This window comes from Enterobacter sp. SST3, from assembly GCF_000286655.1.
GTDB lineage: Bacteria > Pseudomonadota > Gammaproteobacteria > Enterobacterales > Enterobacteriaceae > Enterobacter > Enterobacter roggenkampii.
The window spans coordinates 100,177-126,089 of sequence record NZ_ALNS01000030.1; the positions used below are offsets into that span (position 1 = coordinate 100,177).

The window sequence follows — 25,913 nt, forward strand, 5'->3', positions numbered from 1 at the left end:
CGGCAGGGGATGTTTTGATTTCATTCAGGAGTGCTTATGGCTCATTTTGCGCAGTCCCCTTCTTTTATTTTGCATCAGGTCACCTGTCAGTTTCCGACGGGCGATACCCTTTTTGGTCCGCTGAATCTCACGCTGGAACCCTCCCTGTGCGCGCTGGTTGGCCGCAACGGCAGCGGAAAAACGCGTCTGCTGCGTCTGCTGGCGGGGCTGGACGAACCGGCTACCGGTCATATTGAACGCTTTGGCTCGCATGCCTGGGTGGCGCAGCAGCATGTTATTTCTTCGCAGACGACGCTGGCTGAACTTCTCGGGTATGACGCGATTTTTACTGCGCGAAAGCGCATTGACAGCGGCGATTACCAGCCTGACGATCTGGCGTTGCTCGACGGCTACTGGGATATCGCCGAACGTCTGAGCGAAGCGTTTATCAATGCGACGCTCCCACCGTTTGAGCCTGATAAGCCCGCCATAGAACTCAGCGGCGGCGAGCGCATCCGCGCCCTGCTGTGCGGGGCGTTTACGGCGGGCGCGGACTTTCTTCTGCTGGACGAACCGACTAACCATCTGGATCGACAAGGCCGGGCGTGGTTCTACGACCAGTTGAGTCGGTATCAGGGCGGCGTGCTGGTGGTCTCCCATGACCGGGAGTTACTGGCTCATGTACCCCGTATCCTTGAACTGAGCGGTTCGGGTCTGCGCAGCTACGGCGGGAATTATGCGGATTATCAAACCCAGCGCGATGCCGAACAGCAGGCGGCCCGCGCGGCGCTGGAACATGCGGCAACCGAGCGCAAACGCACCCGCGTGCGCATGCAAAAAGAGCATGATGACAGCCAGCGGCGGTCGGCAAAGACGTTACGCACCGTCGATACCCTGAATATCGCGTCGTTCGAGCGGGTCAAATATAAAGGCGCGGCAAAGGAACGTATCGGCACCTGGAAAAAACAGCACAGCGAGCAAAACGAAGCGCTGAACGCCGCGGTAAACAAGGCGCGTGAACGCGTTGAAGACGATAATCCGGTGATGTTCACTTTACCGGGGAGTCAGATCCCGGAGGGGAAGCAGGTGCTGGTGCTGGAGGATCTGGTGCTGCAGCATGTACCTGTTCCTCCGCTCAACTGGCGGATGGACGGACCGATGCGCGTGGCGTTAAAGGGGCCGAACGGCTGCGGGAAGTCGACGCTGTTAAAAACCCTCCTCGGCGAGATGGCTCCCCGTTCGGGTAGCTGTAAAGTGTCCGTCAGCTGCGCTTATCTCGACCAGCATCTCTCCCGGTTCGATCTCTCGCAGTCGGTCATGACGCATCTCAATTTGAGTCATACTCCTCTGGAAGAGGGGGTATTGCGAACCCGTTTAGCGCAGCTTCAACTGGGGGCTGACAAAGTGATGCTCCCATTGGCGGCGCTCAGCGGCGGTGAGCGTCTTAAGGCTGCCCTGGCCTGCGTGCTGTGGCGCGCGGAGGCCACGCAGCTTCTGCTGCTGGATGAACCGACCAACCATCTGGATCTGGCTTCAGTCCAGGCCATTGAAGCGGCGCTGGCCGGTTTCCCTGGGGCACTGCTGGTGGTATCACACGATGAGGCGTTTTTAAGCGGCTTAACGTTAACGCATGAGCTGGTGTGGGAAGAGGCAGGTTGGCGTTGTGATAGCCTGTAAAACACAAGCCCCCGCAAAGGCGGGGGCATTCAATCTTCACTACGCGATCTGCTTGCTGAGTGCAGGGTTGGCCTGAATCAGGCGCATCAGCCGTAACTCGGTTGGGGTGGGTTTCTCACGTTTTGACTCCCACTCCTGCACCATAGCCACGCTGACACCCATCGCTCTGGCGAATTCTTCGGTTTTCAGTCCTGTCCCTTTGCGCAATTGCTCATATTCTGTAAAGGGATTGGATTTTTGTTGCAGGGTAATCGTCTGCGGTACATCTTTAAAAATGATCTGTTCCAGGCTGCTCAGCAGCTCAAACTCAGGATCTTTATATTCCATTGAGGACTCCTCTTAAATCTCACATCGTGATCAAGAACATCAGAGAGCCAGTTAAGAATAGTCCCTAATACCAACCCAGGATCGTCACGGGTGTGATTAATCGTGCGGTAACGATCGCTGTATCCGATTCAGCAATATGGAGAGTTATGCTAATTCCCTGATTAGTCATAAGTCGGCTTCGCCAGGTATTTTTTTGTAAATGGTAAGAAATAAATCGGCAATAGCCGTTTTGCATGAAAAGAGTATCTTGCAAGGCTGACCTGGACTATCCTTGTCAGCGTCGGGCACGCGTGTGCCGGTGTGCGCTTTTTTGGGTGAAAGGAGTAATAAAATGGCGACAGGAAAGTCCTGCTCTCGCTGGTTTGCGCCTATTGCGGCGTTGTTGATGGTTGTTAGCCTGAGTGGGTGTTTTGATAAAGAAGGCGATCAGCGCAAAGCGTTTATCGATTTTCTGCAGAATACAGTGATGCGCAGCGGCGAGCGGTTGCCAACGCTGACTGCGGATCAGAAAAAGCAGTTTGGCCCCTTTGTGTCCGATTACGCCATTCTTTATGGTTATTCACAGCAGGTGAGCCAGGCGATGGATTCCGGTATCCGCCCGGTAGTGGATAGCGTGAACGCCATCCGCGTTCCACAGGATTACATGACGCAGCGTGAACCATTGCGTCAGTCCAACGGTGCGCTTGGCGTGCTGAGCCAGCAGCTGCAGAATGCGAAAATGCAGGCTGACGCGTCACGTTCTGCGCTGAAGCAGGGCGACGATCTCAAACCGGTCTTCGACAAAGTGTATGAGAAAGTGGTGACCAAACCGTCAGAAGCACTGCAACCGTTGATTCCGGCCGCGCAAATCTTCACGCAGCAGCTGGTCCAGGTGGGTGACTTTATTGCCCAGCAGAATACGCAGGTAAGCTTTGTTGCCAACGGTATTCAGTTCCCGACCTCCCAGCAGGCAAGCCAGTACAATACGCTGATTGGGCCGCTGGCCTCTCAGCATCAGGCCTTCAGCCAGGCCTGGAGTGCCGCAGTCGCTGCCACAGAATAAACCGAAAAAACCCCGCTTCTGGCGGGGTTTTTTTATGCGTTGCGAAAATAACGCTTGTCATTCCTCTACCACATCGGTATAACTATTCCCGTCGGTTTGTTACACAGACCTAAAGCAGTTTAGTAAAGCAGTCCAGATTGTTATCCATAGATACCCTTCGTAGTGACCCTTCCTTCATCGCTTAAAAATCTGTAACGCAATCCATCAAGCCGGAAGGCACAATATATTTGTTAATAAGGTAATTTCTATGTCTGCTAAAATGACTGGTCTGGTAAAATGGTTCAACGCTGATAAAGGTTTCGGCTTCATCACTCCTGACGATGGCTCTAAAGACGTGTTCGTACACTTCTCTGCTATCCAGAACGATGGCTACAAATCTCTGGACGAAGGTCAGAAAGTGTCCTTCACCATCGAAAGCGGCGCTAAAGGCCCAGCAGCTGGTAACGTTGTAAGCCTGTAAGCTTCCAACCCAGTAGCAAAGAATTTAAAAACCCGCCTTCTGGCGGGTTTTTTCGTTTCTACCGTTGCACCTGCGGGTTCACGCAGTTTCTCTCCACCTTTCCACTAAGGGCGGCAATAAGGTTATCGACCGCGGTGGCCGCCATGTTGTAGCGCGTCTCATGGGTGGCTGAGCCGATGTGGGGCAGGGCAACCACGTTAGGCATTGTCAGCAGCGGGGAGTTCACCGGCAGCGGCTCCTGCTCAAACACGTCCAGACCTGCTGCATGGATCTCACCGTTTTTCAGGGCCTCAATCAGCGCCTTCTCATCCACCACCGGGCCACGACCCGCGTTGATGAAAATGGCAGATGCCTTCATTTTTTCAAACGCCTCTTTACCGATCAGATGACGGGTTTCATCCGTCAGCGGCAGCACCAGGCAGACAAAATCGGCTTCCTGCAGCAGGGCATCCAGCTCGCAGTAACGGGCGTTGAAGCGTTCTTCGGCTTCACTGTGATGGCGACGCGCGTTATACAGAATCGGCATGTTAAAACCAAAATGGGCGCGCTGCGCCAGCGCCAGCCCGATACGCCCCATACCGACAATGCCCAGCGTTTTGCCGTGAACATCCACGCCGAACCAGTCCGGACCAATGCTTTTTGTCCATTCGCCCGCTTTGACGCGCTCAGCCACTTCCACCACGCGACGGGCCGTGGTGAGCATGAGCGCCATCAGCGTATCGGCAACGGTTTCCGTCAGAGCATGCGGGGTATGCATCAGCAGGATCTTGCGGGCGTTAAGCGCATCCACGTCGAAGTTGTCGTAACCCACGGAAACGGTTGAGGTAGCACGCAGCTTCGGCATTTTCTCCAGCAGGGCGACATCCACTTTTTCGCTTGAACCCAGCAGGCCTTCCGCGCTCGCGAACGCGTCGGCGTGCTGTGCCACGGTTTCCGGGCGCAGGTTCTTCACCTGCGTGACGTTGAAGTGCTCTTCAAGGCGTTTCTGCAGATCTTCCGGCAGGGTTTTATACAAAATGACGGACGGCTTCATGCTAATCTCCGTTGATTTTTTAAGGATTCAGGCGTGGCGAGCGCCGACAGGGTGTTGTTGATTATTAGCAGGCTTAACAATCAGAGTAAGCCATACCGAGGCGAAAAGCGCCACCCCCATAAAGATGTACGATGCGGATGGGCTGCCGGTGGCACCGTTCAGGTAACCGACGAACCAGGAGCCGCAGAACGAACCCAGCGCACCCATACTGTTAATCAGCGCCATCGCGCCCCCCGCCACGTTACGAGGCAGCATCTCGGGGATGATGGCAAAGAACGGTCCGTAAGGGGCGTACATGGCCGCACCGGCAACCACCAGCAGCGTATAAGAGACCCAGAAGTGGTTTGCGCCCACGGCCCAGGAGCCAATAAAGGCGAAGGCGGCAATCAGCAGCAGCGGCCAGACAAACAGCTTGCGGTTCTGCAGCTTGTCTGACGCCCAGGAAACGACGATCATCGCGATGGTTGCCGCCAGATACGGTACGGATGACAGCCAGCCTACTTCGACCATGCCGAGGTTTTCACCGCCGCTGCGGATAATGGACGGCAGCCACAGCACAAAGCCGTACACGCCAATGCTCCAGGTAAAGTACTGCGCGCAGAGCAGGATCACGTTACGCGAGCGGAAGGCTTCACCATAGTTACGCACCGCCTTCAGGCCTTGCTGTTCTTTATCCAGCTGCGCCTGCAGCGCCGCTTTTTCATCTTCGGAAAGCCATTTCGCCTGGGCTGGTTTATCTTTCACCAGCACCCACCAGCAGAAGGCCCAGATAATTGCCGGCACCCCTTCAATGATAAACATCTCGCGCCAGCCGAAGGCCTGGATCAGGTAGCCGGACACCACCGACATCCACAGTACCGTGACCGGGTTACCGAGGATCAGGAAGGTATTCGCGCGCGAGCGCTCAGATTTGGTGAACCAGTTGCTGATGTAGATCAGCATCGCGGGCATAACCGCCGCCTCAACCACGCCGAGGATAAAGCGAATGGCGGCCAGGGCAGGAATATTGTTCACCATGCCGGTCAGCGACGCGCAGGCGCCCCACAGGATCAGACAGATGAAGATCAGCTTACGCACGCTGCGGCGTTCCGCATAGATCGCGCCGGGGATCTGGAAGAAGAAGTAGCCCAGGAAGAAAAGGGCACCCAGCAGGGAGGAGATCCCTTTGGTGATCCCGAGGTCCTCGGTGATCCCCGCGGCGGACGCGAAGCTGAAGTTGGCTCGGTCAAGGTACGCCAGGCTGTACGTGATGAACACGATTGGCATGATGTACCACCAGCGTTTTACTGCATTGGTCGAACTGTTCATAGGCTTGCCTCTGTTGTTGAGGTTGTTACCGCCGTTGTCTGTAGGGTACACGGTGGCTTAATTATCTGGTGCGGCTTGCTGCCTCACCCTGGCCCTCTCCCACAGGGAGAGGGAATTTAAACGCCGAGCTGTGCTCGCGTTGGTAATCCTTCGCTGTCGCCCTGCACCTGAATGGCCAGCGAGCCAATCTTGTTGCCTCGCGCGACGGCCTGCGGCAGCGTTTTACCTTCCAGCAGGGCGCTAATCACGCCCACGGCAAAGCCGTCACCCGCGCCGACGGTGTCGACCACGTTCTCGACCTTCACTGCCGCGACCGCGCCCTGCTCGCCGTTGGCCGTTTTAAACCACGCGCCATCGGCACCGGTCTTCAGCACCACCGCTTTTACCCCTTTATTCAGGTAGAAGTCGGCAATGCCTTCCGGCGTGCTTTCGCCGGTCAGGATCATCCCTTCTTTCAGGCCTGGCAGAACCCAGTCCGCCCTGAACGCCAGACGGTTCAGTTTCTCCACCATTTCCGCTTCGCTTTTCCACAGCACCGGGCGCAAATTCGGATCGAACGAGATCGTTTTGCCCTGGGCTTTCATGGTGGTCGCGGCATGATCCAGCAGCTCATACGAGCTGGCAGAAAGTGCCGCGGCTACGCCGCTCAGGTGAAGATGGCGCGCGGAGGCAAAGTAATCGGCGTGGTAATCCGCGACAGAAAGATGGCTTGCAGCCGAGCCTTTGCGGAAATACTCCACGATGGGATCGGTTCCATTTTCGACCTTGGATTTAAGCTGAAAGCCGGTAGGGAAGCGTCCGTCGAGGGTGACCCCTGCAGCATCAATCCCCTCTTTTTTCAGCGAATCGAGAACGAAATGGCCAAAGCTGTCATCCCCCACGCGGCTGACCCAGCCCACGTTCAGGCCGAGACGCGCCAGGCCGGTCGCGACGTTCAGCTCTGCGCCTGCGACGCGTTTGATAAAGTGCTCCACCGCACTCAGCTCGCCCGTTTCGGTGGCGACAAACATGGCCATGGCCTCGCCGATCGTGGTGACATCCAGCGTCTTGTGCATGGTTTACTCCTCGCGCAGCAGGTTGACGTAATGGCGGGTAACGGCGGTTAAATCCGCCCCTTCCAGCGGGAATTCGATACCGCGCGGGGCATCGGCAGGCAGCTGGCCGAGCAGATCCAGCCAGCGTGCATCGGCGCGGTCCGGTGCGACGGCGCGGAAGTTATCTTTATGCGGCACGGCGGCCTTCACGTGGATATAGCTCACGGCAGGGGCCAGGTGACGCGCGGCCTCTTCAGGGGAGTCGCCCACCCACAGCCAGTTCCCCATATCGAAGGTCAGCGTGACGGGGAGCGCCATTTCCCGACAGGCGGCCTGGAAGCGCTGCATGGGCGCGAGCTGTCCGCAGTCGGTCTGATCGTTCTCCACGACCAGCGCCATGCCGCTGGTATTCAGCAGCGTACGCAGGGCGTCCAGAGGTTGCGCGTCGCGGAAATGGCCGAGGGACACCTTCAGCCAAAGTGCGTTCAGGGTGTTGGCTTCAGAAAGATAGCGGGGCAGGTCAGGGTTGAGGGTGCCGTCGGGCATAAACAGGGCGGCGGGTGCGGAGTAGCACGCCAGCAGACCCAGTAGCTCAATGGATTCGCCCAGCGCGGGCAGCGCCAGCAGCTCTTCGCTGTTGAACAGTTCCCGGCGGATCTCCACGCCGTCTGCCCCCGCGCCAGCAATAACGGGGAGCATCGCCCGTTGACCGCCCGCCTGTCGCACCTGTTCCGCACCGTACGCGGCGGTGACCACCATAATTTTCCTGCCCATCTTCGGACTCCATCGCAACATATCAATACTATTACGCTAGATGGAACCGGTTCCAAAGAAAAGGTCAGGATGTTGAATTTATGATCGCTATCACAAGGGAAATTTAACGCGCGGTGGAGCCACGAACGATCAGCTCGCCGGAGAAGACCTGCTCGCGAACGGCATCACTGGTGCCTTCAATACGACGAACGACTTGTTCAACAGCAGCATAGCCAATCTGCCAGGTGGGCTGTTTGAGGGTAGTAATGCCGACGCCAGCCAGCTCCGCCCACTCCAGTTCATCAAACCCCAGCAGACCGATGTCGCTGCCCCAGTGCAGGCCAATGCGCTTGAGCGAGCGGGCAACCTGCAGCGTCAGCGCCCCGTTGGCGGAGATAACCGCTTTGCGCATCCCACGATGGCGCGTATGGAACTGACGCAGGGTGTTGTCAAGCTGCCCGGCTTCGTGAAGCGGCGTTTCGGCATTTTCGGCGATCACGCCGGGATAACGCTCCAGCGTGGCGCGAAATGCGCTCAGGCGTTCACGTCGGGTGTTGACCATCCCCAGCGGTTCACTCAGAAACAGAATGGCCTCGAAGCCCTGTTCAATCAGATGTTCGGTGGCGGTCGTGGCGGCCTGGGTGTTATCCAGCCCGACCACGTCGCAGGCAAATTCCGGGATTTTACGGTCGATGAGGACCATGGGCAGGGAGGATTGCTGCAGGCGATTTAAGCCTTCTTCACGCATGCCTACCGCGTTGACCACAATCCCTTCCACCTGATAGCTGCGCAGCAGGTCGAGATAATGCAGCTCCTGGTCGACTTCGTTGTTGGTATTACAGACCAGCGGCGTGAAACCCTTCTCGCGACAGGCGGCTTCGATACCGCTGAGCACGTTCACGGAGTAGGGGTTGGTGATATCGGCGATGATCAGCCCGATAAGGCGGGTGCGGCCACGTTTGAGCCCGCGCGCCATGAGGCTGGGACGGTAGTCGAGATCGGCAATAGCCTGTTCAATACGCGCCAGCAACGCATCGGACAGCAGGTGTTTCTCGCCGTTAAGGTAGCGCGAAATGCTGGTTTTACCGGTTTTGGCGGCTTTCGCCACGTCGCTGATGGTGGCCCGGGCTGGTTTGCTCATCACTGATTTCCCTGAATTTAGTGAGAATACCTTAGCGGGAAAATCGGACGAATCAAGTAATTTGCCCGGTGGCGCTGCGCTTACCGGAGGTTGCGGCCTGATGCCCTCACCCCAACCCTCTCCCGCGGGAGAGGGCGCAAACACTAAAAACGGCAACGGGGTTGCCGTTTTGCTTTTACCTACTGAATTGGGCTTAACGTAATCTCTACGCGGCGGTTCTGCGCTTTGCCTTCCGCCGTGCTGTTGCTGGCGATAGGGTTGGCAGGGCCCATGCCGCTGGTGCGGATGCGGTTTGCTTCAACGCCCTGGGTAATCAGCGAGCTGGCCACGGAATCGGCGCGCTGCTGGGACAGACGCATGTTCAGATCCTGGCTGCCGGTGCTGTCGGTGTAGCCAATCACGTTCACGGCGGTCTTGTTGTACTCTTTCAGCACCATCGCCACGCCGGTAAGGGTGTTCGCACCCGCGGGTTTCAGCGTTGCGCTGCTGCTGTCGAAGGTGACGTTGTTCGGCATGTTCAGGATGATGTTATCGCCGCTGCGCGTCACGCTCACGCCGGTTCCCTTCATTTTGTCGCGCAGTTTTGCTTCCTGCACGTCCATGTAATAACCGACGCCGCCGCCCAGGGCCGCGCCCGCCGCTGCGCCAATCAGCGCGCCTTTGCCGCGGTCTTTCTTGGAGGAGGAGAGCGCCCCAACGCCTGCGCCGACCAGCGAGCCGATACCCGCGCCAATGCCGGATTTACCCGCTTCGCGCTCACCGGTGTAAGGGTTGGTTGTGCAGCCAGAAACAGCCAGTGCACCGCTCACCAGAGCGGCAATAACGAGTACGCGTTTTTTCATCTTCTTTCCTTAATCCTTTTTATTCTTTGCCACGGTGAACGTGGCAGTTGATTATGACGTCCAGATACGGAGAAAATTCCGGGTATAACTCTGAAATTTGTGACAAACCATAAACGGTCTCAATAAGAAGGCCGTAAACCTGCACGCAACCAGGAGCGCACGCTTGAGCACCTCAACGAAAACCATTCTGACCGCCGCCCACTGGGGGCCAATGCTGGTCGAAACCGATGGCGAAAATGTTCTGTCGTCTCGCGGAGCATTGCCAACACAACATCCCAACTCTTTACAGACCGTCGTTCGCGATCAGGTGCACAGCAAAACACGCGTGCGCTGGCCGATGGTGCGTAAAGGTTTTCTCGCCTCACCTGACAAGCCGCAGGGCATTCGCGGTCAGGATGAGTTTGTTCGCGTGAGCTGGGATGACGCGCTGGCGCTGATCCACACCCAGCACAAGCGCATTCGCGACAGTTACGGTCCGTCGTCCATTTTCGCCGGGTCCTACGGCTGGCGCTCTAACGGGGTGCTGCACAAGGCGTCGACGCTGCTGCAGCGCTATATGAGCCTGGCGGGCGGCTATACCGGTCATCTGGGGGATTACTCCACCGGTGCGGCGCAGGCGATCATGCCGTATGTCGTGGGCGGGAACGAAGTGTACCAGCAGCAGACCAGCTGGCCGCTGGTGCTGGAACATACCGACGTGGTGGTGCTGTGGAGCGCTAACCCTCTTAACACGCTGAAAATTGCCTGGAATGCCAGCGACGAGCAGGGCATTGGCTATTTCGACGCGCTGCGCAAAAGCGGCAAGCGCATCATCTGCATTGACCCGATGCGCTCTGAAACCCTGGATTTCTTCGGCGACAGCGCCGAGTGGATTGCCCCACATATGGGCACCGACGTGGCAATGATGCTGGGTATCGCCCATACCCTGGTGGAAAACGGCTGGCACGATGTCGAATTCCTGACGCGCTGTACCACCGGCTTCGATAAATTCGCCGACTATCTGACGGGTAAAACGGATGGCGTGGCCAAAACGGCTGAGTGGGCGGCAGAAATTTGCGGTGTTTCTGCGAATAAACTTCGCGAACTGGCGGCGTTATTCCATAAAAACACCACGATGTTGATGTCCGGCTGGGGGATGCAGCGCCAGCAGTTTGGCGAGCAGAAACACTGGATGCTGGTGACCCTTGCCGCGATGCTGGGGCAGATCGGTACGCCGGGCGGCGGTTTTGGTCTCTCCTATCACTTTGCCAACGGCGGTAACCCCACGCGTAAAGCGGCGGTGCTGGCGTCTCTGCAAGGTTCGGTGCAGGGCGGCGTGGACGCCGTGGATAAAATCCCGGTGGCGCGTATTGTTGAAGCTCTGGAAAATCCGGGCGGTTTTTATCAGCACAATGGTCTCGACCGCCACTTCCCGGATATTAAATTTGTCTGGTGGGCGGGCGGGTCGAACTTCACGCACCATCAGGATACCAACCGCCTGATCCGCGCCTGGCAGAAGCCGGAGCTGGTGGTGATTTCAGAGTGCTTCTGGACCGCCTCGGCGAAACACGCTGATATCGTGCTCCCGGCGACCACCTCGTTTGAGCGTAACGATCTCACCATGACCGGCGACTACAGCAATCAGCATATGGTCCCGATGAAGCGCGTGGTGGCCCCGCGCGATGAGGCGCGTGATGATTTCGACGTGTTTGCTGAACTGAGCGAGCGGTGGGAAGCGGGCGGTCGCGAGCGTTTTACCGAGGGAAAAACCGATCTCGAATGGCTGGAAACCTTCTACCAGATTGCCGGACAGCGCGGCGCGGCGCAGGGCGTGACGCTCCCGCCATTTACTGAGTTCTGGGAGGCGAACCAGATCGTCGAAATGCCGGAGAGCGAACAGAACGCGAAGTTTGTTCGTTTTGCCGATTTCCGCCGCGATCCGGAGAACCACCCGCTGAAAACCGAGAGCGGCAAGATCGTGCTCTACAGCGAGCGCATCGCCAGCTTTGGCTATGCTGACTGCCCGCCGCATCCCACGTGGCTCGAGCCGGACGAATGGCACGGCAACGCCCGGCCGGATCAGCTGCAGGTGTTATCTGCCCATCCCGCGCACCGTCTGCACAGCCAGCTTAACTATACCTCCCTGCGCGAGCAGTATGCGGTCGCCGGGCGAGAGCCCATCACGCTGAATACCCTTGATGCGCAAGCGCGCGGGATTGCGGACGGCGACGTGGTGCGCGTCTGGAACGCGCGTGGACAGGTGCTGGCAGGGGCGGTGGTGAGCGACGGGATTAAGCCGGGCGTGATCTGCATTCATCAGGGCGCATGGCCTGACCTTGAGCTCGCCGAAGGCGGTATCTGTAAAAACGGGGCGGTTAACGTGCTGACCAAAGATCTCCCCAGCTCGAAGCTGGGGAATGGTTGCGCAGGGAACACGGCGCTGGCCTGGGTCGAGAAATATACGGGTCCCGAGCTTACCTTAACGGCGTTTGATCCGCCTGCCAGCTCATGATCCACGTCGGGTGTTGGGTGTCATCCTGCCAGGCGCTGTCTTCAATGCGAAAGCCCTGAGCATGGTAGAAATTCACCGCCCGGACATTTTTCTGATACACCTCCAGGGTTAAGTGCGGGAAGCGCTGTTGAACATGGTTCAGCAGCGCGCGCCCGATGCCTTTCCCGATGCATGACGGCGCCACAAAAAGGGCGCCGACAAACTGAGACTGCATCACGCTGATAAATCCGCAAGGTTCGCCGTCCTGCTCCCAGACCCAGGTTTCAGCGGACGGCAGATAAACGTCCCGCACCATGGCCTCATTCTCTTTCCAGTAATTCGGCGCGATGAACGGATGCGCTTCCGTGGTGCTTTCCAGCCACAGGCTCAGCAGCGGCGCGGTATTTTCATTTTGCCATTTGCGGATCATGATGGCCTCCCGGATGACAGAAGCAGCCGGTAACGTGGTCGTTGACCAGGCCACAGGCCTGCATAAAGGCGTAGCAGATGGTGGAGCCGACAAACTTAAAGCCACGTTTTTTCAGGGCCTTCGAGAGCGCATCCGAGGCCGGAGTGGCGGCCGGAATTTCCGCGAGCGTGGTCGCCTCCGTGACTTGCGGATCGTTATTCACAAACGTCCAGACAAAATCTGAAAATGATTCGCCGTTTTGTTCCATCGCCAGATAAGCGCGTGCATTACCGATGATGGCCTGGATCTTGCCGCGATGGCGGATGATGCCGGCATCCTGCACCAGTCGCTCGACGTCCTCATCGGTCATCGCGGCGACGGCGACGGGGTCGAACTGGTGGAAAGCGCTGCGGTAATTTTCGCGTTTTTTCAGTACCGTAATCCATGATAACCCCGCCTGCTGGCCCTCCAGGCAGATCATCTCAAAGAGCTTTTTGCCATCCCTTTCCGGCACGCCCCATTCCCGATCGTGATAGTCGATATAAAGCTGATCCTGGCTTACCCAACCGCAACGTTCCATCCGTCATCTCCCTTATTGATACTGATTTCGCAAAAATTTCGTTCTGACTGGCTTGACGTGTTTACTATAAAGACAATAGTTAATACAGGGCCATATGCTCTCTAAGCTCTTCCTGAATAACGACAAATATCGCCGAATTCGGCTCTCTCTGGGGTCGCGTTGAAGATGATAAAAAAAATCAGTGGTCGCCATGCTGTGTCTGGTCTGGTGGGGATTTCAGCCTGCCTGTTTTTTTGTAATACAGCGTCTGCCTGGCAACAGGAATATATCGTTTCAGACGCCCAAAATAATACGGCGGAACGCTATACATGGGACGCGGATCACCAACCGCGCTATGAGGATATTCTCGCGGAGCGTATTCAGTCTTCGCAAAATGCGCCGGGTCTTGCTCTGAATATACCGTCTGGCAGCACGACAGAGGGGGCGATGAGCGTAGGCTGGAATTTTCCCGTTTCAGCGCGAATTACCACCGGCCCGGTGGTGGCGTGGCGGTACGACGGCACGGCTCCCATGATGATCAACGAGTTTGGTGATAGCGCGTCGACACAGTCAGTTACGGATCCGCTCTGGCATGCCAGCGTCAGCACGCTGGGGTGGCGCGTTAACACCCAGTACGGCGATCTCCGGCCCTGGGCGCAGATCAGCTATAACCAACAGTTTGGTGAAAACCAGTGGAAATCGCAGTTTGGTATGCCGCAAACGCCAGCTCCTGCCCAAAATGGCAGCTGGATGGATGTCACCGTGGGAACGGATATTCCCTTTAATACGCACATGGCGGCCTATGCCTCGCTGGCTCAGGGGGAGCATACCACCACCGGTGAGCAGTTTTTATACACCCTCGGCGTCAGCGCCAATTTCTAGAGTTGTTACTTTTTTAAACGTTACGATAACATCTCGAATACAATAACCACGGGCTTTACAGCGATAGCAGATACTAACATGCTGTCGCTTTATTCCCGTGCCAGGTCATTCATTCCCGATTCCAGGCATTTCATTCCGTTCCGCCTGCATTTCATGCCGTTTTACCCCAGGCATATTGAGGTTTTGTTTATCGTTGTCCTCAGCGAATTCCCTCAATTTATCTTGCAGGACAACTGCCATGAACACATCAACCTATAACCGCACGCGCTGGCTCACGCTCTTTGGCACCATCGTCACTCAGTTTGCGCTGGGATCGGTCTATACCTGGAGCCTGTTTAACAGTGCGCTTTCTGACAAACTCGGCGCACCGGTCAGCCAGGTCGCGTTCTCCTTTGGTTTGCTGAGCCTGGGTCTGGCGATTTCATCTTCCGTCGCGGGCAAGCTGCAGGAGCGTTTTGGCGTGAAGCGCGTGACCATGGCGTCCGGCATCCTGCTGGGGCTGGGCTTTTTCCTGACCGCGCATTCCAGCAATCTGATGATGCTCTGGCTGAGTGCGGGCGTGCTGGTGGGACTGGCGGACGGCGCGGGTTATCTGCTGACGCTGTCAAACTGCGTGAAGTGGTTCCCGGAACGTAAAGGCTTAATCTCGGCGTTTGCCATTGGTTCTTATGGTTTGGGCAGCCTCGGGTTCAAATTTATCGATGCCCATCTGCTGGCGTCCGTTGGCCTCGAAAAAACCTTCATGATCTGGGGCGCAATCGTGCTGGTGATGATTCTGTTCGGCGCCACGCTGATGAAGGATGCGCCGCAGCAGGAAGTGAAATCCGTGAATGGCGTGGTGGAGAATGATTTCACCCTCGCGCAGTCCATGCGTAAACCGCAGTACTGGATGCTGGCGGTGATGTTCCTGACGGCCTGCATGAGCGGCCTGTATGTCATCGGCGTCGCGAAAGATATCGCACAGGGGATGGTGAAACTGGATGCAGCCACGGCGGCCAACGCGGTGACCGTCATCTCCATTGCTAACCTCTCCGGTCGTCTGGTCCTCGGTATTCTGTCCGACAAAATCGCCCGCATCCGCGTGATTACGATTGGGCAGGTGGTTTCGCTGGTCGGTATGGCGGCGCTGCTGTTCGCTCCGCTGAATGAAGCCACCTTCTTCGCGGCAATTGCCTGCGTGGCCTTTAACTTCGGCGGCACCATTACCGTCTTCCCGTCACTGGTGAGCGAGTTCTTTGGCCTGAACAATCTGGCGAAAAACTACGGCGTGATCTATCTGGGCTTCGGGATCGGCAGTATCTGTGGCTCGCTGATTGCTTCCCTGTTCGGCGGGTTCTACGTAACCTTCTGCGTGATATTTGCCTTGCTGATTATCTCCCTGGCGCTGTCAACCACGATTCGCCAGCCGCAACGTGAAGTTTTTAAAGAAGTTCATGCATAATCGCGACGAGAAAGGCCGGTAATCCGGCCTTTTTATTTTCTTAACCTGGAAATAAAGCGATTTTGTCTGTTTTTGGATTTGCTTTTTTGTAAATAACTGTACTGATCACACTCTCTGCTGCCACTTTTCCGCTTCCCTGTGGTCTACTTACCACGCCTGTAGACGTTTCATTGAACGATCCCCTGAGCGTATGTCTAATCTGCCCACTTTTTAATCGAGGTGGGCGGCGGTACTGTCCCTTTTTCCGGGTAGCTTGCATGAAATACATTAAATCGATGGCGCAACAAAAGCTCTGCTTTTTGCTGGCGTTGTACATCGGCCTGTTTATGAACGGCGCAGTTTTTTTCCGTCGGTTTGACGGTTACGCGCATGATTTTACCGTCTGGAAAGGAATTGCAGCGGTTGTCGAATTGGTCGCTGCGGTACTGGTCACCTTCTTTTTATTCCGTATTCTTACCCTGTTTGGCCGTCGCGTGTGGCGAGTGCTGGCAACGTTTATCGTGCTGTGCTCGGCGGGTGCCAGCTATTACATGACTTTTATGAACGTGGTGATTGGCTACGGCATTATTGCCTCGGTGATGACCACGGATATCGACCTCTCTAAAGAGGTTGTAGGGCTCCACTTTATCCTCTGGCTGGTGGCCGTCAGCGCCTTGCCGCTGCTGCTCATCTGGAGCAACCGCTGCCGCTATACCCTTGTTCACCAGATCCGCACGCCAGGAAAGCGATTCAGAAGCGTCGCCGTGGTGCTGCTGGCGGGCCTGATGGTCTGGGGGCCGATTCGTCTGCTGGAGGTGAAGCAGAAGAATGATGAGCGTACCTCCGGCGTGGATATGCCGAGCTACGGTGGCGTGGTTGCCAACTCGTATTTACCGTCTAACTGGATCTCCGCGCTGGGGCTGTATGCGTGGGCGCAGGTGGATGAGTCCTCGGATAATAAGTCGCTGATAAACCCGGCGAAGAAGTTTACCTATGTGGCGCCAAAGGATATCGACGATACCTACGTCGTCTTTATTATCGGAGAGACCACACGCTGGGATCATATGGGCATTCTCGGCTATAACCGTGATACCACGCCTAAACTGGCGCAGGAAAAGAACCTGATTGCCTATCGTGGCTATTCCTGTGATACCGCCACCAAGCTTTCCCTGCGCTGCATGTTTGTACGCGAGGGCGGGGCGAGCGATAACCCGCAGCGTACGCTAAAAGAGCAAAACGTCTTCTCGGTGCTGCATCAGCTTGGGTTTACCTCCGACCTCTATGCGATGCAGAGTGAGATGTGGTTCTACAGCAACACCATGGCGCAAAACATCTCCTACCGCGAGCAGATTGGCGCAGAGGCGCGCAACCGTGGCAAACCTGTCGATGACATGTTGCTGATTGATGAGATGAAACTCTCACTCAACGGGAACCCTGATGGTAAGCATATGATCATCCTTCATACCAAAGGGTCGCACTTTAACTACACGCAGCGCTACCCGCGCAGCTTTGCCAAATGGACGCCGGAGTGCGTCGGAGTGGATAAAGACTGCACCAAAGCCCAGTTGATTAACTCTTATGACAACTCTGTGATGTATGTGGATCACTTTATTGATTCGGTGATTGACCAGGTTCGCGATAAGAAGGCTATTGTCTTCTATGCGGCGGACCACGGTGAATCTATCAATGAGTTCGAGCATCTGCACGGTACGCCACGCAAGATGGCGCCGCCGGAGCAGTTCCGCGTGCCAATGATGGTGTGGATGTCCGATAAGTATCTGGAAGACCCGGAGAAAGCGAAGATGTTTGCCCACCTGAAGAAAGAGGCGGAAATGAAGGTGCCGCGTCGTCACGTTGAGCTGTACGACACCATTATGGGTTGTCTCGGCTACACCTCACCGAACGGTGGGATTAACGAAAACAACAACTGGTGTAAACTCCCTGATAACAGCGCAAAAGCCGCGCAGTAGCTGCTCTGGCGAGAATATCGCCAGTTGAATGGCTTTTTGAAAATAAGGGATTGACGGGGGCGCACCTCAGCAGTAAGATGCGCTCCGCATTCGGCGAGTAGCGCAGCTTGGTAGCGCAACTGGTTTGGGACCAGTGGGTCGGAGGTTCGAATCCTCTCTCGCCGACCACATTCTGAAAAGGGCTAACCGTAAGGTTAGCCCTTTTTGCATTATGGCCTTAGCTCTCAGAGTAATCAAAACGCCCCTTACGCCCGCTTCTCCCTGCCTGTTAACGATTTTGTGACATAATCCATTGTATTTTTTTATATATAGATTGATCTTTTTTCGCGTTGCTTATGGATAACCTCAGCATTTTTCGCTGTGCGTTTTAACGTTCGCGGTATTTAGTGCTCAGATAATCACCATTCTGCAAGAAAATTTACCCATTCTGAATAAAAGTTAATCACTGATTGTTGCGAAATATGAAGATAGTTGTGCTGCAACATGGCGAGTAGCATAAATTTCCCTGCTGAAAACTGACGCCCATGGTTTTTTTAATCTTTGTTTGCGGTTTCTCACACTCAGCGTAAATCCCCGTCACCTGTATTGACGTTTTCACATTCTGTTGACAGATTGTAGGGCATGAGGGGCATTTCAGGGACGATCTGCGCTGCAACTCAAACGCTCTTCTGAAAGGATTCTCCATCCCTTTAACGCCTTCGGGCACCTCCGACCGGACCGGGTAAAAAATAAATAAAGGTCTGGCGGCGTAACACAACAAAGCAAAACATCACATTGGAGCAGAATAATGAGTATTTCCTTGAAGAAGTCAGGGATGCTGAAGCTTGGTCTGAGCCTGGTGGCTATGACCGTGGCAGCAAGCGTACAGGCAAAAACCCTGGTTTACTGTTCTGAAGGCTCGCCGGAAGGCTTTAACCCACAGCTCTTTACCTCTGGTACGACTTACGACGCAAGCTCTGTACCGATCTATAACCGTCTGGTTGAATTCAAAACCGGCACCACGGAAGTGATTCCGGGTCTGGCCGAGAAGTGGGACGTCAGCGAAGACGGTAAAACCTACACCTTCCACCTGCGCAAGGGCGTGAAGTGGCAGGACAGCAAAGAATTCAAACCAACGCGCGACTTTAACGCCGACGACGTTGTGTTCTCCTTCGACCGTCAGAAAAACGCTCAGAACCCGTACCACAAAGTCTCTGGCGGCAGCTATGAATACTTCGAAGGGATGGGTCTGCCGGATCTGATCTCTGAAGTGAAAAAAGTGGACGATAATACCGTTCAGTTCGTGCTGACGCGTCCGGAAGCACCGTTCCTGGCTGACCTGGCCATGGACTTCGCCTCAATTCTGTCCAAAGAGTACGCGGACAACATGCTGAAAGCCGGTACGCCGGAAAAAGTCGACCTGAACCCAATCGGTACCGGTCCATTCCAGCTGCTGCAGTACCAGAAAGACTCCCGTATTCTGTATAAAGCATTCGAAGGCTACTGGGGCACCAAGCCGAAGATTGATCGTCTGGTCTTCTCCATCACGCCTGATGCGTCAGTACGTTATGCAAAACTGCAGAAAAACGAATGCCAGGTGATGCCATACCCGAACCCGGCTGACATCGCCCGCATGAAGCAGGATAAGAACATCAACCTGCTGGAGCAGGCTGGCCTGAACGTGGGCTATCTCTCCTTCAACACCGAGAAGAAACCGTTTGATGACGTGAAAGTGCGTCAGGCGCTGACCTACGCGGTGAACAAAGAAGCGATCATCAAGGCGGTTTACCAGGGCGCTGGCGTTGCAGCCAAAAACCTGATCCCACCAACCATGTGGGGCTATAACGACGACGTTAAAGACTACTCCTACGATCCTGAGAAAGCGAAAGCGCTGCTGAAAGAAGCGGGCCAGGATAAAGGCTTCACCGTTGAGCTGTGGGCGATGCCGGTACAGCGTCCGTACAACCCGAACGCACGCCGTATGGCAGAAATGGTTCAGGCTGACTGGGCGAAGATTGGCGTACAGGCCAAGATTGTGACCTACGAGTGGGGCGAGTACCTGAAGCGCGCCAAAGCGGGTGAGCACCAGGCAGTGATGATGGGCTGGACCGGTGACAACGGGGATCCGGACAACTTCTTCGCTACCCTGTTCAGCTGTGCTGCAGCGAAAGACGGTTCTAACTACTCTCGCTGGTGCTACAAGCCGTTTGAAGACCTGATCCAGCCGGCGCGTGCGACCGACGATCACAACAAACGTATTGAACTGTACAAGCAGGCGCAGGTTGTTATGCACGATCAGGCTCCGGCGCTGATTGTTGCTCACTCCACCGTGTACGAGCCAGTGCGTAAAGAAGTGAAAGGCTACGTGGTTGATCCACTGGGCAAACACCACTTCGAAAACGTATCGGTTGAATAATTAAAAGCAACGCCAGGCGGCGCTGCGCTTGCACTGGCCTACGGTATGTAGGCCGGGTAAGCGTAGCGCCACCCGGCAGCAGTGCTTAATTCTCTCTCTGAAAGGAGAGGGGATAAGATTTGTGAGCAATACAGACGTCACGCCACTGGTCGTGCGTCATCAGAGAGAATCCGGGTTATGTTGCAGTTCATCCTCCGACGTCTGGGACTTGTTATCCCCACGTTTATCGGTATCACCCTTCTCACTTTTGCCTTCGTCCATATGATCCCCGGCGACCCGGTAATGATTATGGCGGGCGAGCGTGGTATTTCCCCTGAGCGCCATGCACAACTGCTGGCTGAACTCGGCCTCGATAAGCCGATGTGGCAGCAGTATCTCCACTATATCTGGGGCGTGCTGCACGGTGATTTAGGGATTTCGCTGAAAAGCCGTCTTCCGGTGTGGGACGAGTTCGTGCCGCGTTTTAAAGCGACGCTGGAGCTTGGCGTCTGCGCCATGATTTTCGCCACCGCGGTGGGTATTCCTGTCGGGGTACTGGCTGCCGTTAAGCGTGGCTCTATTTTTGACCACACCGCTGTGGGCCTGGCGCTGACCGGCTACTCCATGCCTATCTTCTGGTGGGGCATGATGCTGATCATGCTGGTCTCGGTGCAGCTTAACCTGACACCGGTCTCCGGGCGCGTCAGCGATATGGTCTTCCTGGATGACTCCAACCCACTCACCGGCTTTATGCTGATTGATACGGCTATCTGGGGCGAAGAGGGCAACTTCATGGATGCCGTCGCGCATATGATCCTGCCTGCCATGGTGCTGGGCACCATTCCTCTGGCGGTGATCGTGCGTATGACCCGTTCATCGATGCTTGAAGTGCTGGGTGAGGATTATATCCGCACCGCGCGCGCCAAGGGCCTGACGCGTATGCGCGTTATCATCGTCCATGCGCTGCGTAACGCCATGCTGCCGGTGGTGACCGTTATCGGTCTCCAGGTGGGGACATTGCTGGCCGGGGCGATCCTGACCGAAACCATCTTCTCCTGGCCGGGCCTGGGTCGCTGGCTGATTGACGCGCTGCAACGCCGTGACTATCCGGTGGTGCAGGGCGGTGTGCTGCTGGTCGCGACGATGATTATCCTCGTCAACCTGCTGGTCGATTTGCTGTACGGCGTGGTGAACCCGCGTATTCGTCATAAGAAGTAAGGGGCCATCATGTCACAGGTTTCTGAAAACAAAGTTGTTGCTGCACCGGTTCCGATGACGCCGATGCAGGAGTTCTGGCACTACTTCAAGCGCAACAAAGGCGCGGTGGTGGGGCTGGTGTATGTCGCTATCATGATCCTGATCGCGGTGTTTGCGAACGTCCTCGCGCCGTATAACCCGGCGGATCAGTTCCGCGATGCGCTGCTCGCCCCGCCTGCCTGGCAGGATGGCGGTAGCCTGGCGCACCTGCTGGGGACCGATGATGTGGGCCGCGATGTGCTGTCGCGTCTGATGTACGGTGCGCGCCTGTCGCTGCTGGTCGGCTGCCTGGTGGTGGTGTTATCCCTGATTATGGGGATCGTACTGGGTCTGGTTGCCGGCTACTTCGGCGGTATCGTTGATAACATCATCATGCGTATCGTCGACATCATGCTGGCGCTGCCAAGCCTGCTGCTGGCCCTGGTGCTGGTGGCGATCTTCGGTCCGTCGATCGGTAACGCCGCCCTGGCGCTGACGTTCGTGGCGCTTCCTCACTATGTGCGTTTAACCCGTGCGGCGGTGCTGGTGGAAGTGAACCGCGATTACGTCACCGCCTCTCGCGTGGCGGGTGCCGGTGCGATGCGCCAGATGTTCGTCAATATCTTCCCAAACTGCCTTGCGCCGCTGATCGTTCAGGCGTCGCTCGGTTTCTCTAACGCCATTCTTGATATGGCCGCTCTTGGCTTCCTGGGCATGGGTGCGCAGCCGCCAACACCGGAGTGGGGCACCATGCTCTCCGACGTGTTGCAGTTCGCACAAAGCGCCTGGTGGGTTGTCACCTTCCCGGGTCTGGCAATCCTGCTGACGGTGCTGGCATTTAACCTGATGGGTGATGGCCTGCGTGATGCGCTTGATCCCAAACTGAAGCAGTAAGAGGCACGAGATGGCGTTATTAAATGTAGATAAATTATCGGTGCACTTCGGCGATGAAGGCACCCCGTTTCGCGCCGTGGACCGCATCAGCTATAGCGTAAATCAGGGCGAAGTGGTTGGCATTGTCGGGGAGTCCGGTTCCGGTAAGTCAGTGAGCTCGCTGGCGATCATGGGGCTGATTGATTACCCGGGCCGCGTGATGGCGGAAAACCTGCAGTTCAACGGTCAGGACCTGAAGCGCATTTCTGAGAAACAGCGCCGCCAGCTGGTGGGTGCGGAAGTGGCGATGATTTTCCAGGATCCGATGACCAGCCTGAACCCGTGCTACACCGTCGGTTTCCAGATTATGGAAGCAATCAAGGTGCACCAGGGCGGGAATAAGAAAACGCGTCGTCAGCGGGCGATCGATCTGCTGAACCAGGTGGGTATTCCTGATCCGGCATCGCGTCTGGACGTTTACCCGCACCAGCTTTCAGGCGGGATGAGCCAGCGCGTGATGATCGCCATGGCGATTGCCTGTCGGCCAAAGCTGCTGATTGCCGATGAACCGACGACGGCGCTGGATGTGACCATCCAGGCACAGATCATCGAGCTGCTGCTGGAGCTGCAGCAGAAAGAGAACATGGCGCTGGTGCTGATTACGCACGATCTGGCGCTGGTGGCTGAAGCTGCGCACAAAATCATCGTGATGTATGCCGGCCAGGTGGTCGAGACCGGCAATTCACACGATATCTTCCGCGCGCCGCGTCACCCGTATACCCAGGCGCTTTTACGCGCGCTGCCGGAGTTTGCTCAGGATAAAGCGCGTCTGGCGTCGCTGCCGGGTGTGGTGCCGGGCAAATATGACCGTCCGCAGGGCTGTCTGCTCAATCCGCGCTGTCCATATGCGACGGACAAATGCCGGGCGGAAGAACCAGAGCTGAACCAGCTGGCTGACGGTCGTCAGTCGAAATGCCACTACCCACTCGATGATGCCGGGAGGCCAACACTATGAGTACGCAACAGGCCACCACGCAACAGCCGCTGTTGCAGGCCATCGACCTGAAAAAATATTACCCGGTGAAGAAGGGGCTGTTTGCCCCTGAACGCCTGGTGAAAGCGCTGGACGGCGTCTCCTTTAACCTCGAACGCGGTAAAACGCTGGCGGTGGTGGGGGAGTCCGGCTGCGGGAAATCCACGCTGGGCCGTCTGCTGACGATGATTGAAGTGCCGACCGGCGGCGAGCTCTATTATCAGGGGCAGGATCTGCTCAAGCACGACCCGCAGGCGCAGAAGCTGCGTCGCCAGAAAATCCAGATTGTGTTCCAGAACCCGTACGGTTCGCTGAACCCGCGTAAAAAGGTGGGGCAGATTCTGGAAGAGCCGCTGCTGATTAATAGCAATCTCAGCAAAGAGCAGCGCCGTGAAAAAGCGCTGGCGATGATGGCGAAGGTCGGCCTCAAAACCGAGCACTATGACCGCTACCCGCACATGTTCTCTGGCGGCCAGCGTCAGCGTATCGCCATCGCACGCGGGCTGATGCTTGACCCGGACGTGGTGATTGCCGATGAGCCTGTTTCAGCGCTCGACGTCTCCGTGCGGGCACAGGTGCTGAACCTGATGATGGATCTCCAGCAGGAGCTGGGGCTCTCTTACGTGTTCATCTCCCACGACCTGTCGGTGGTGGAGCATATTGCCGATGAAGTGATGGTGATGTACCTGGGGCGCTGCGTGGAGAAGGGGACCAAAGACCAGATCTTTAATAACCCTCGTCACCCGTACACCCAGGCGCTGCTGTCTGCGACGCCACGTCTGAACCCGGACGATCGTCGTGAGCGCATAAAGCTGACGGGAGAGCTGCCAAGTCCGCTGAATCCGCCGCCGGGATGTGCATTCAACGCCCGCTGCAGCCGCCGCTTTGGCCCCTGCACCCAGCTACAGCCGCAGCTGAAGGAGTATGGTGGTCAGCTGGTGGCCTGCTTCGCGGTCGATCAGGATGAAAATGGCGAGAAGCCACACGCATAACGAAAAAAACCGGCGCTAAGCCGGTTTTTTTATGTCTGCTTTATTATTTCCGCAGGCGAATCTGGTCGACGGCGTGCTTCTCGCTCTTGGTGAGGATCAGGCTCGCACGCTCGCGCGTCGGCAGGATGTTCTCTTTAAGATTCACATAGTTGATCTCATTCCACAGCCCCGTCGCCACATTGATCGCTTCTTCTTCAGAAAGCTGAGCATAGTGGTGGAAATAGGAATCCGGATCGGTGAATGCCCCTTCACGGAACTTCAGGAAGCGGTTGATGTACCAGTTCTGCAGCAGGTCTTCCGGCGCATCGACATAAATAGAGAAATCGACGAAATCCGAGACAAAGACGTGATGCGGATCGTGAGGATAGTCCATGCCGCTTTGCAGCACGTTGAGACCTTCCAGAATGAGAATATCCGGCTGGACCACCGTCTTATCCCCACCCGGGATGCGATCGTAGATCAGGTGCGAATAGACCGGCGCCGTCACGTGAGGCACGCCGGATTTCAGATCGGAGACAAATTTTACCAGACGGTGCATATCATAAGAGAGCGGGAAGCCTTTCTTCTTCATCAGCCCGCGTTCTTTTAATACTTCGTTTGGATGCAGGAAGCCGTCGGTCGTGATCAGCTCCACGCTGCGGTGTTCCGGCCAGCGGCTCAACAGTGCCTGCAGGACGCGTGCGGTGGTACTTTTACCCACGGCCACGCTGCCTGCGATACTGATGATATAAGGAATGCGTTGACCGTTCGTCCCGAGAAACTGCTCCAGCACCGCCTGACGACGCAGGTTCGAGCTGATATAGAAGTTAAGCAAGCGCGAGAGGGGGAGATAAATTTCTGCCACTTCTTCAAGGGACAGATCTTCGTTTATCCCTTTTAACCGTGCGATTTCACCTTCCGTCAGCGTCATAGGGACGGAATCACGCAGGGCAGCCCACTGGCTGCGGTTAAAGTGAAGATAAGGCGTCATTAACGTTTGCTCTTTTTTGCTCATAAGCATGCTTCAGTGAGCCAGCATTAAACTGCCGGATCGTGGCTCATCACACAGTTAATTTTGGACAATGGGCAGGAGGTTAACACCAGATGACAGGAATAATAAGAAAAAAGATGGAAAGCGCTGCGTTACGCGGAGGCCGTCACGCTACGGTGTTTACAGTGCAAATACCCCTTACATGTTGATTATTTGACCGTGAATGACTACTTTTACAGCGCTCAACACGCTGTTAGCATAAAATGTGAGCGAAAGAACGTTTTATGCAAATTTTTAGTTGCATGACCGCGCAGGTATCCATAGAATGCGCGCTACTTGATGCCGACTTAGCTCAGTAGGTAGAGCAACTGACTTGTAATCAGTAGGTCACCAGTTCGATTCCGGTAGTCGGCACCATCAAGTCCGGTGGGGTTCCCGAGCGGCCAAAGGGAGCAGACTGTAAATCTGCCGTCACAGACTTCGAAGGTTCGAATCCTTCCCCCACCACCACTTTCTGGCAGCGTAAATGCCGCCGGAGCTGGTTGGAAAAATTAGCCAGCTCAAACTGAAAAAGAGAGAAATCTCTTTTTTTGTTACAGAAAGAACTGGGTAGCCGAGTTTCAGGATGCGGGCATCGTATAATGGCTATTACCTCAGCCTTCCAAGCTGATGATGCGGGTTCGATTCCCGCTGCCCGCTCCAATACGTGCTGATATGGCTCAGTTGGTAGAGCGCACCCTTGGTAAGGGTGAGGTCCCCAGTTCGACTCTGGGTATCAGCACCACTTCACTTCTCCTTCCCGTTTCTCTCTGTTTCAATTTTACTGTATTCAACAATTCAGGCATTTCGCCTGGTTGATGTGGTGATATCACCGATTTATCCGTGTCTTAGAGGGACAATCGATGTCTAAAGAAAAGTTTGAACGTACAAAACCGCACGTTAACGTCGGTACTATCGGCCACGTTGACCATGGTAAAACAACGCTGACCGCTGCAATCACTACCGTTCTGGCAAAAACCTACGGTGGTTCTGCTCGTGCATTCGACCAGATCGATAACGCACCAGAAGAAAAAGCTCGTGGTATCACCATCAACACCTCTCACGTTGAGTACGACACCCCGACTCGCCA

Annotated in this window: 23 protein-coding genes and 5 tRNA genes; 18 read left to right on the forward strand and 10 right to left on the reverse strand. The window is 56.0% G+C overall.

The window, feature by feature from the left end:
• Positions 1-36: 36 nt before the first annotated feature.
• Entirely contained in the window at positions 37-1,656 is a 1,620-nt protein-coding gene (locus B498_RS04180) for an ABC-F family ATP-binding cassette domain-containing protein (RefSeq protein WP_008502754.1), read from the forward strand.
• Between the two features lie 39 nt (positions 1,657-1,695).
• Here B498_RS04180 and B498_RS04175 read toward each other — a convergent pair whose 3' ends face one another.
• The gene (locus B498_RS04175; protein ID WP_008502755.1) at positions 1,696-1,983 is read right to left on the reverse strand and encodes an HTH-type transcriptional regulator; all 288 of its coding nucleotides are present in this window, start codon (positions 1,981-1,983) and stop codon (positions 1,696-1,698) included.
• Positions 1,984-2,314: 331 nt separating this feature from the next.
• Here B498_RS04175 and B498_RS04170 point away from each other — a divergent pair, with 331 nt between their 5' ends.
• Positions 2,315-3,025, forward strand: coding sequence for a DUF3053 domain-containing protein (locus B498_RS04170; protein ID WP_008502756.1), 711 nt, complete (start codon positions 2,315-2,317; stop codon positions 3,023-3,025).
• Between the two features lie 247 nt (positions 3,026-3,272).
• Positions 3,273-3,485, forward strand: a complete 213-nt coding sequence (gene cspA, locus B498_RS04165) for an RNA chaperone/antiterminator CspA (RefSeq protein WP_003860775.1) — start codon at positions 3,273-3,275, stop codon at positions 3,483-3,485.
• Positions 3,486-3,543: 58 nt separating this feature from the next.
• On the opposite strand, the gene ghrB is transcribed toward cspA, so the two are convergent.
• From ghrB to B498_RS04135, 6 genes are all read right to left on the reverse strand, one after another.
• Positions 3,544-4,518 (reverse strand): glyoxylate/hydroxypyruvate reductase GhrB, encoded by a 975-nt coding sequence (gene ghrB / locus B498_RS04160; RefSeq protein ID WP_008502757.1) that lies wholly within the window; start codon positions 4,516-4,518, stop codon positions 3,544-3,546.
• A 27-nt stretch (positions 4,519-4,545) separates the two neighbouring features.
• On the reverse strand, positions 4,546-5,826 hold the full coding sequence (locus B498_RS04155; protein ID WP_008502758.1) for an MFS transporter: 1,281 nt from the start codon (positions 5,824-5,826) through the stop codon (positions 4,546-4,548).
• 116 nt (positions 5,827-5,942) lie between these two features.
• Positions 5,943-6,881, reverse strand: coding sequence for a sugar kinase (locus tag B498_RS04150; RefSeq protein ID WP_008502759.1), 939 nt, complete (start codon positions 6,879-6,881; stop codon positions 5,943-5,945).
• A 3-nt stretch (positions 6,882-6,884) separates the two neighbouring features.
• Entirely contained in the window at positions 6,885-7,634 is a 750-nt protein-coding gene (locus B498_RS04145) for a sugar phosphate isomerase/epimerase family protein (protein WP_032623049.1), read from the reverse strand.
• 103 nt (positions 7,635-7,737) lie between these two features.
• A complete protein-coding gene (locus B498_RS04140) occupies positions 7,738-8,754 on the reverse strand; it encodes a LacI family DNA-binding transcriptional regulator (protein ID WP_008502761.1) in 1,017 nt (338 codons plus the stop codon).
• A gap of 179 nt (positions 8,755-8,933) precedes the next feature.
• Positions 8,934-9,596, reverse strand: a complete 663-nt coding sequence (locus B498_RS04135) for an OmpA family lipoprotein (protein WP_008502762.1) — start codon at positions 9,594-9,596, stop codon at positions 8,934-8,936.
• A gap of 211 nt (positions 9,597-9,807) precedes the next feature.
• Between B498_RS04135 and B498_RS04130 the strand changes: the two genes are divergently transcribed.
• Entirely contained in the window at positions 9,808-12,087 is a 2,280-nt protein-coding gene (locus B498_RS04130; protein ID WP_050547802.1) for a molybdopterin guanine dinucleotide-containing S/N-oxide reductase, read from the forward strand.
• Here B498_RS04130 and B498_RS04125 read toward each other — a convergent pair.
• Together B498_RS04125 and tag are read right to left on the reverse strand one after the other, a co-directional pair.
• On the reverse strand, positions 12,050-12,496 hold the full coding sequence (locus tag B498_RS04125) for an N-acetyltransferase (protein WP_008502764.1): 447 nt from the start codon (positions 12,494-12,496) through the stop codon (positions 12,050-12,052). The two genes, B498_RS04130 and B498_RS04125, sit on opposite strands and share 38 nt — an antisense overlap.
• The gene (gene tag, locus B498_RS04120) at positions 12,474-13,055 is read right to left on the reverse strand and encodes a DNA-3-methyladenine glycosylase I (protein WP_008502765.1); all 582 of its coding nucleotides are present in this window, start codon (positions 13,053-13,055) and stop codon (positions 12,474-12,476) included. The genes B498_RS04125 and tag overlap by 23 nt, the downstream gene beginning before the upstream one ends.
• Positions 13,056-13,220: 165 nt before the next feature.
• Between tag and B498_RS0121680 the strand changes: the two genes are divergently transcribed.
• The 9 genes from B498_RS0121680 to dppF all read left to right on the forward strand — a co-directional run bounded on the left by B498_RS0121680 (position 13,221) and on the right by dppF (position 23,814).
• A complete protein-coding gene (locus tag B498_RS0121680) occupies positions 13,221-13,916 on the forward strand; it encodes an autotransporter domain-containing protein (RefSeq protein ID WP_032623051.1) in 696 nt (231 codons plus the stop codon).
• Positions 13,917-14,154: 238 nt separating this feature from the next.
• Entirely contained in the window at positions 14,155-15,357 is a 1,203-nt protein-coding gene (locus tag B498_RS04115; RefSeq protein WP_008502767.1) for an MFS transporter, read from the forward strand.
• A gap of 257 nt (positions 15,358-15,614) precedes the next feature.
• The gene (gene eptB, locus B498_RS04110; protein ID WP_008502768.1) at positions 15,615-17,306 is read left to right on the forward strand and encodes a kdo(2)-lipid A phosphoethanolamine 7''-transferase; all 1,692 of its coding nucleotides are present in this window, start codon (positions 15,615-15,617) and stop codon (positions 17,304-17,306) included.
• 91 nt (positions 17,307-17,397) lie between these two features.
• Positions 17,398-17,474 (forward strand) — tRNA-Pro (locus B498_RS04105).
• A 619-nt stretch (positions 17,475-18,093) separates the two neighbouring features.
• Positions 18,094-19,701 carry a dipeptide ABC transporter periplasmic-binding protein DppA gene (gene dppA, locus B498_RS04100; RefSeq protein ID WP_008502769.1) on the forward strand — a complete coding sequence of 536 codons (1,608 nt, stop codon included), beginning with the start codon at positions 18,094-18,096 and terminating at the stop codon, positions 19,699-19,701.
• 177 nt (positions 19,702-19,878) lie between these two features.
• A complete protein-coding gene (dppB, locus tag B498_RS04095) occupies positions 19,879-20,898 on the forward strand; it encodes a dipeptide ABC transporter permease DppB (protein WP_008502770.1) in 1,020 nt (339 codons plus the stop codon).
• Between the two features lie 9 nt (positions 20,899-20,907).
• Complete coding sequence (gene dppC, locus B498_RS04090) at positions 20,908-21,810, forward strand: dipeptide ABC transporter permease DppC (RefSeq protein ID WP_008502771.1); 903 nt, start codon at positions 20,908-20,910, stop codon at positions 21,808-21,810.
• A 10-nt stretch (positions 21,811-21,820) separates the two neighbouring features.
• Positions 21,821-22,804: a dipeptide ABC transporter ATP-binding protein gene (gene dppD, locus B498_RS04085; RefSeq protein ID WP_008502772.1), complete on the forward strand. Its 984-nt coding sequence runs from the start codon at positions 21,821-21,823 to the stop codon at positions 22,802-22,804.
• Complete coding sequence (dppF, locus tag B498_RS04080; protein WP_008502773.1) at positions 22,801-23,814, forward strand: dipeptide ABC transporter ATP-binding subunit DppF; 1,014 nt, start codon at positions 22,801-22,803, stop codon at positions 23,812-23,814. The genes dppD and dppF overlap by 4 nt, the downstream gene beginning before the upstream one ends.
• Before the next feature lie 43 nt (positions 23,815-23,857).
• Here dppF and coaA read toward each other — a convergent pair whose 3' ends face one another.
• Positions 23,858-24,808 carry a type I pantothenate kinase gene (coaA, locus tag B498_RS04075; protein WP_021242480.1) on the reverse strand — a complete coding sequence of 317 codons (951 nt, stop codon included), beginning with the start codon at positions 24,806-24,808 and terminating at the stop codon, positions 23,858-23,860.
• 317 nt (positions 24,809-25,125) lie between these two features.
• On the opposite strand from coaA, the gene B498_RS04070 reads away from it, so the two are divergent.
• The 5 genes from B498_RS04070 to B498_RS04050 all read left to right on the forward strand — a co-directional run.
• Positions 25,126-25,201: transfer RNA gene (locus B498_RS04070), tRNA-Thr, on the forward strand.
• Between the two features lie 8 nt (positions 25,202-25,209).
• A tRNA-Tyr gene (locus B498_RS04065) sits at positions 25,210-25,294 on the forward strand.
• A 117-nt stretch (positions 25,295-25,411) separates the two neighbouring features.
• Positions 25,412-25,486, forward strand: a tRNA-Gly gene (locus tag B498_RS04060).
• 6 nt (positions 25,487-25,492) lie between these two features.
• Positions 25,493-25,568: transfer RNA gene (locus B498_RS04055), tRNA-Thr, on the forward strand.
• 118 nt (positions 25,569-25,686) lie between these two features.
• Positions 25,687-25,913, forward strand: a 227-nt coding sequence (locus B498_RS04050; RefSeq protein WP_008502775.1) for a GTP-binding protein, incomplete at its 3' end; no start/stop codon positions are given.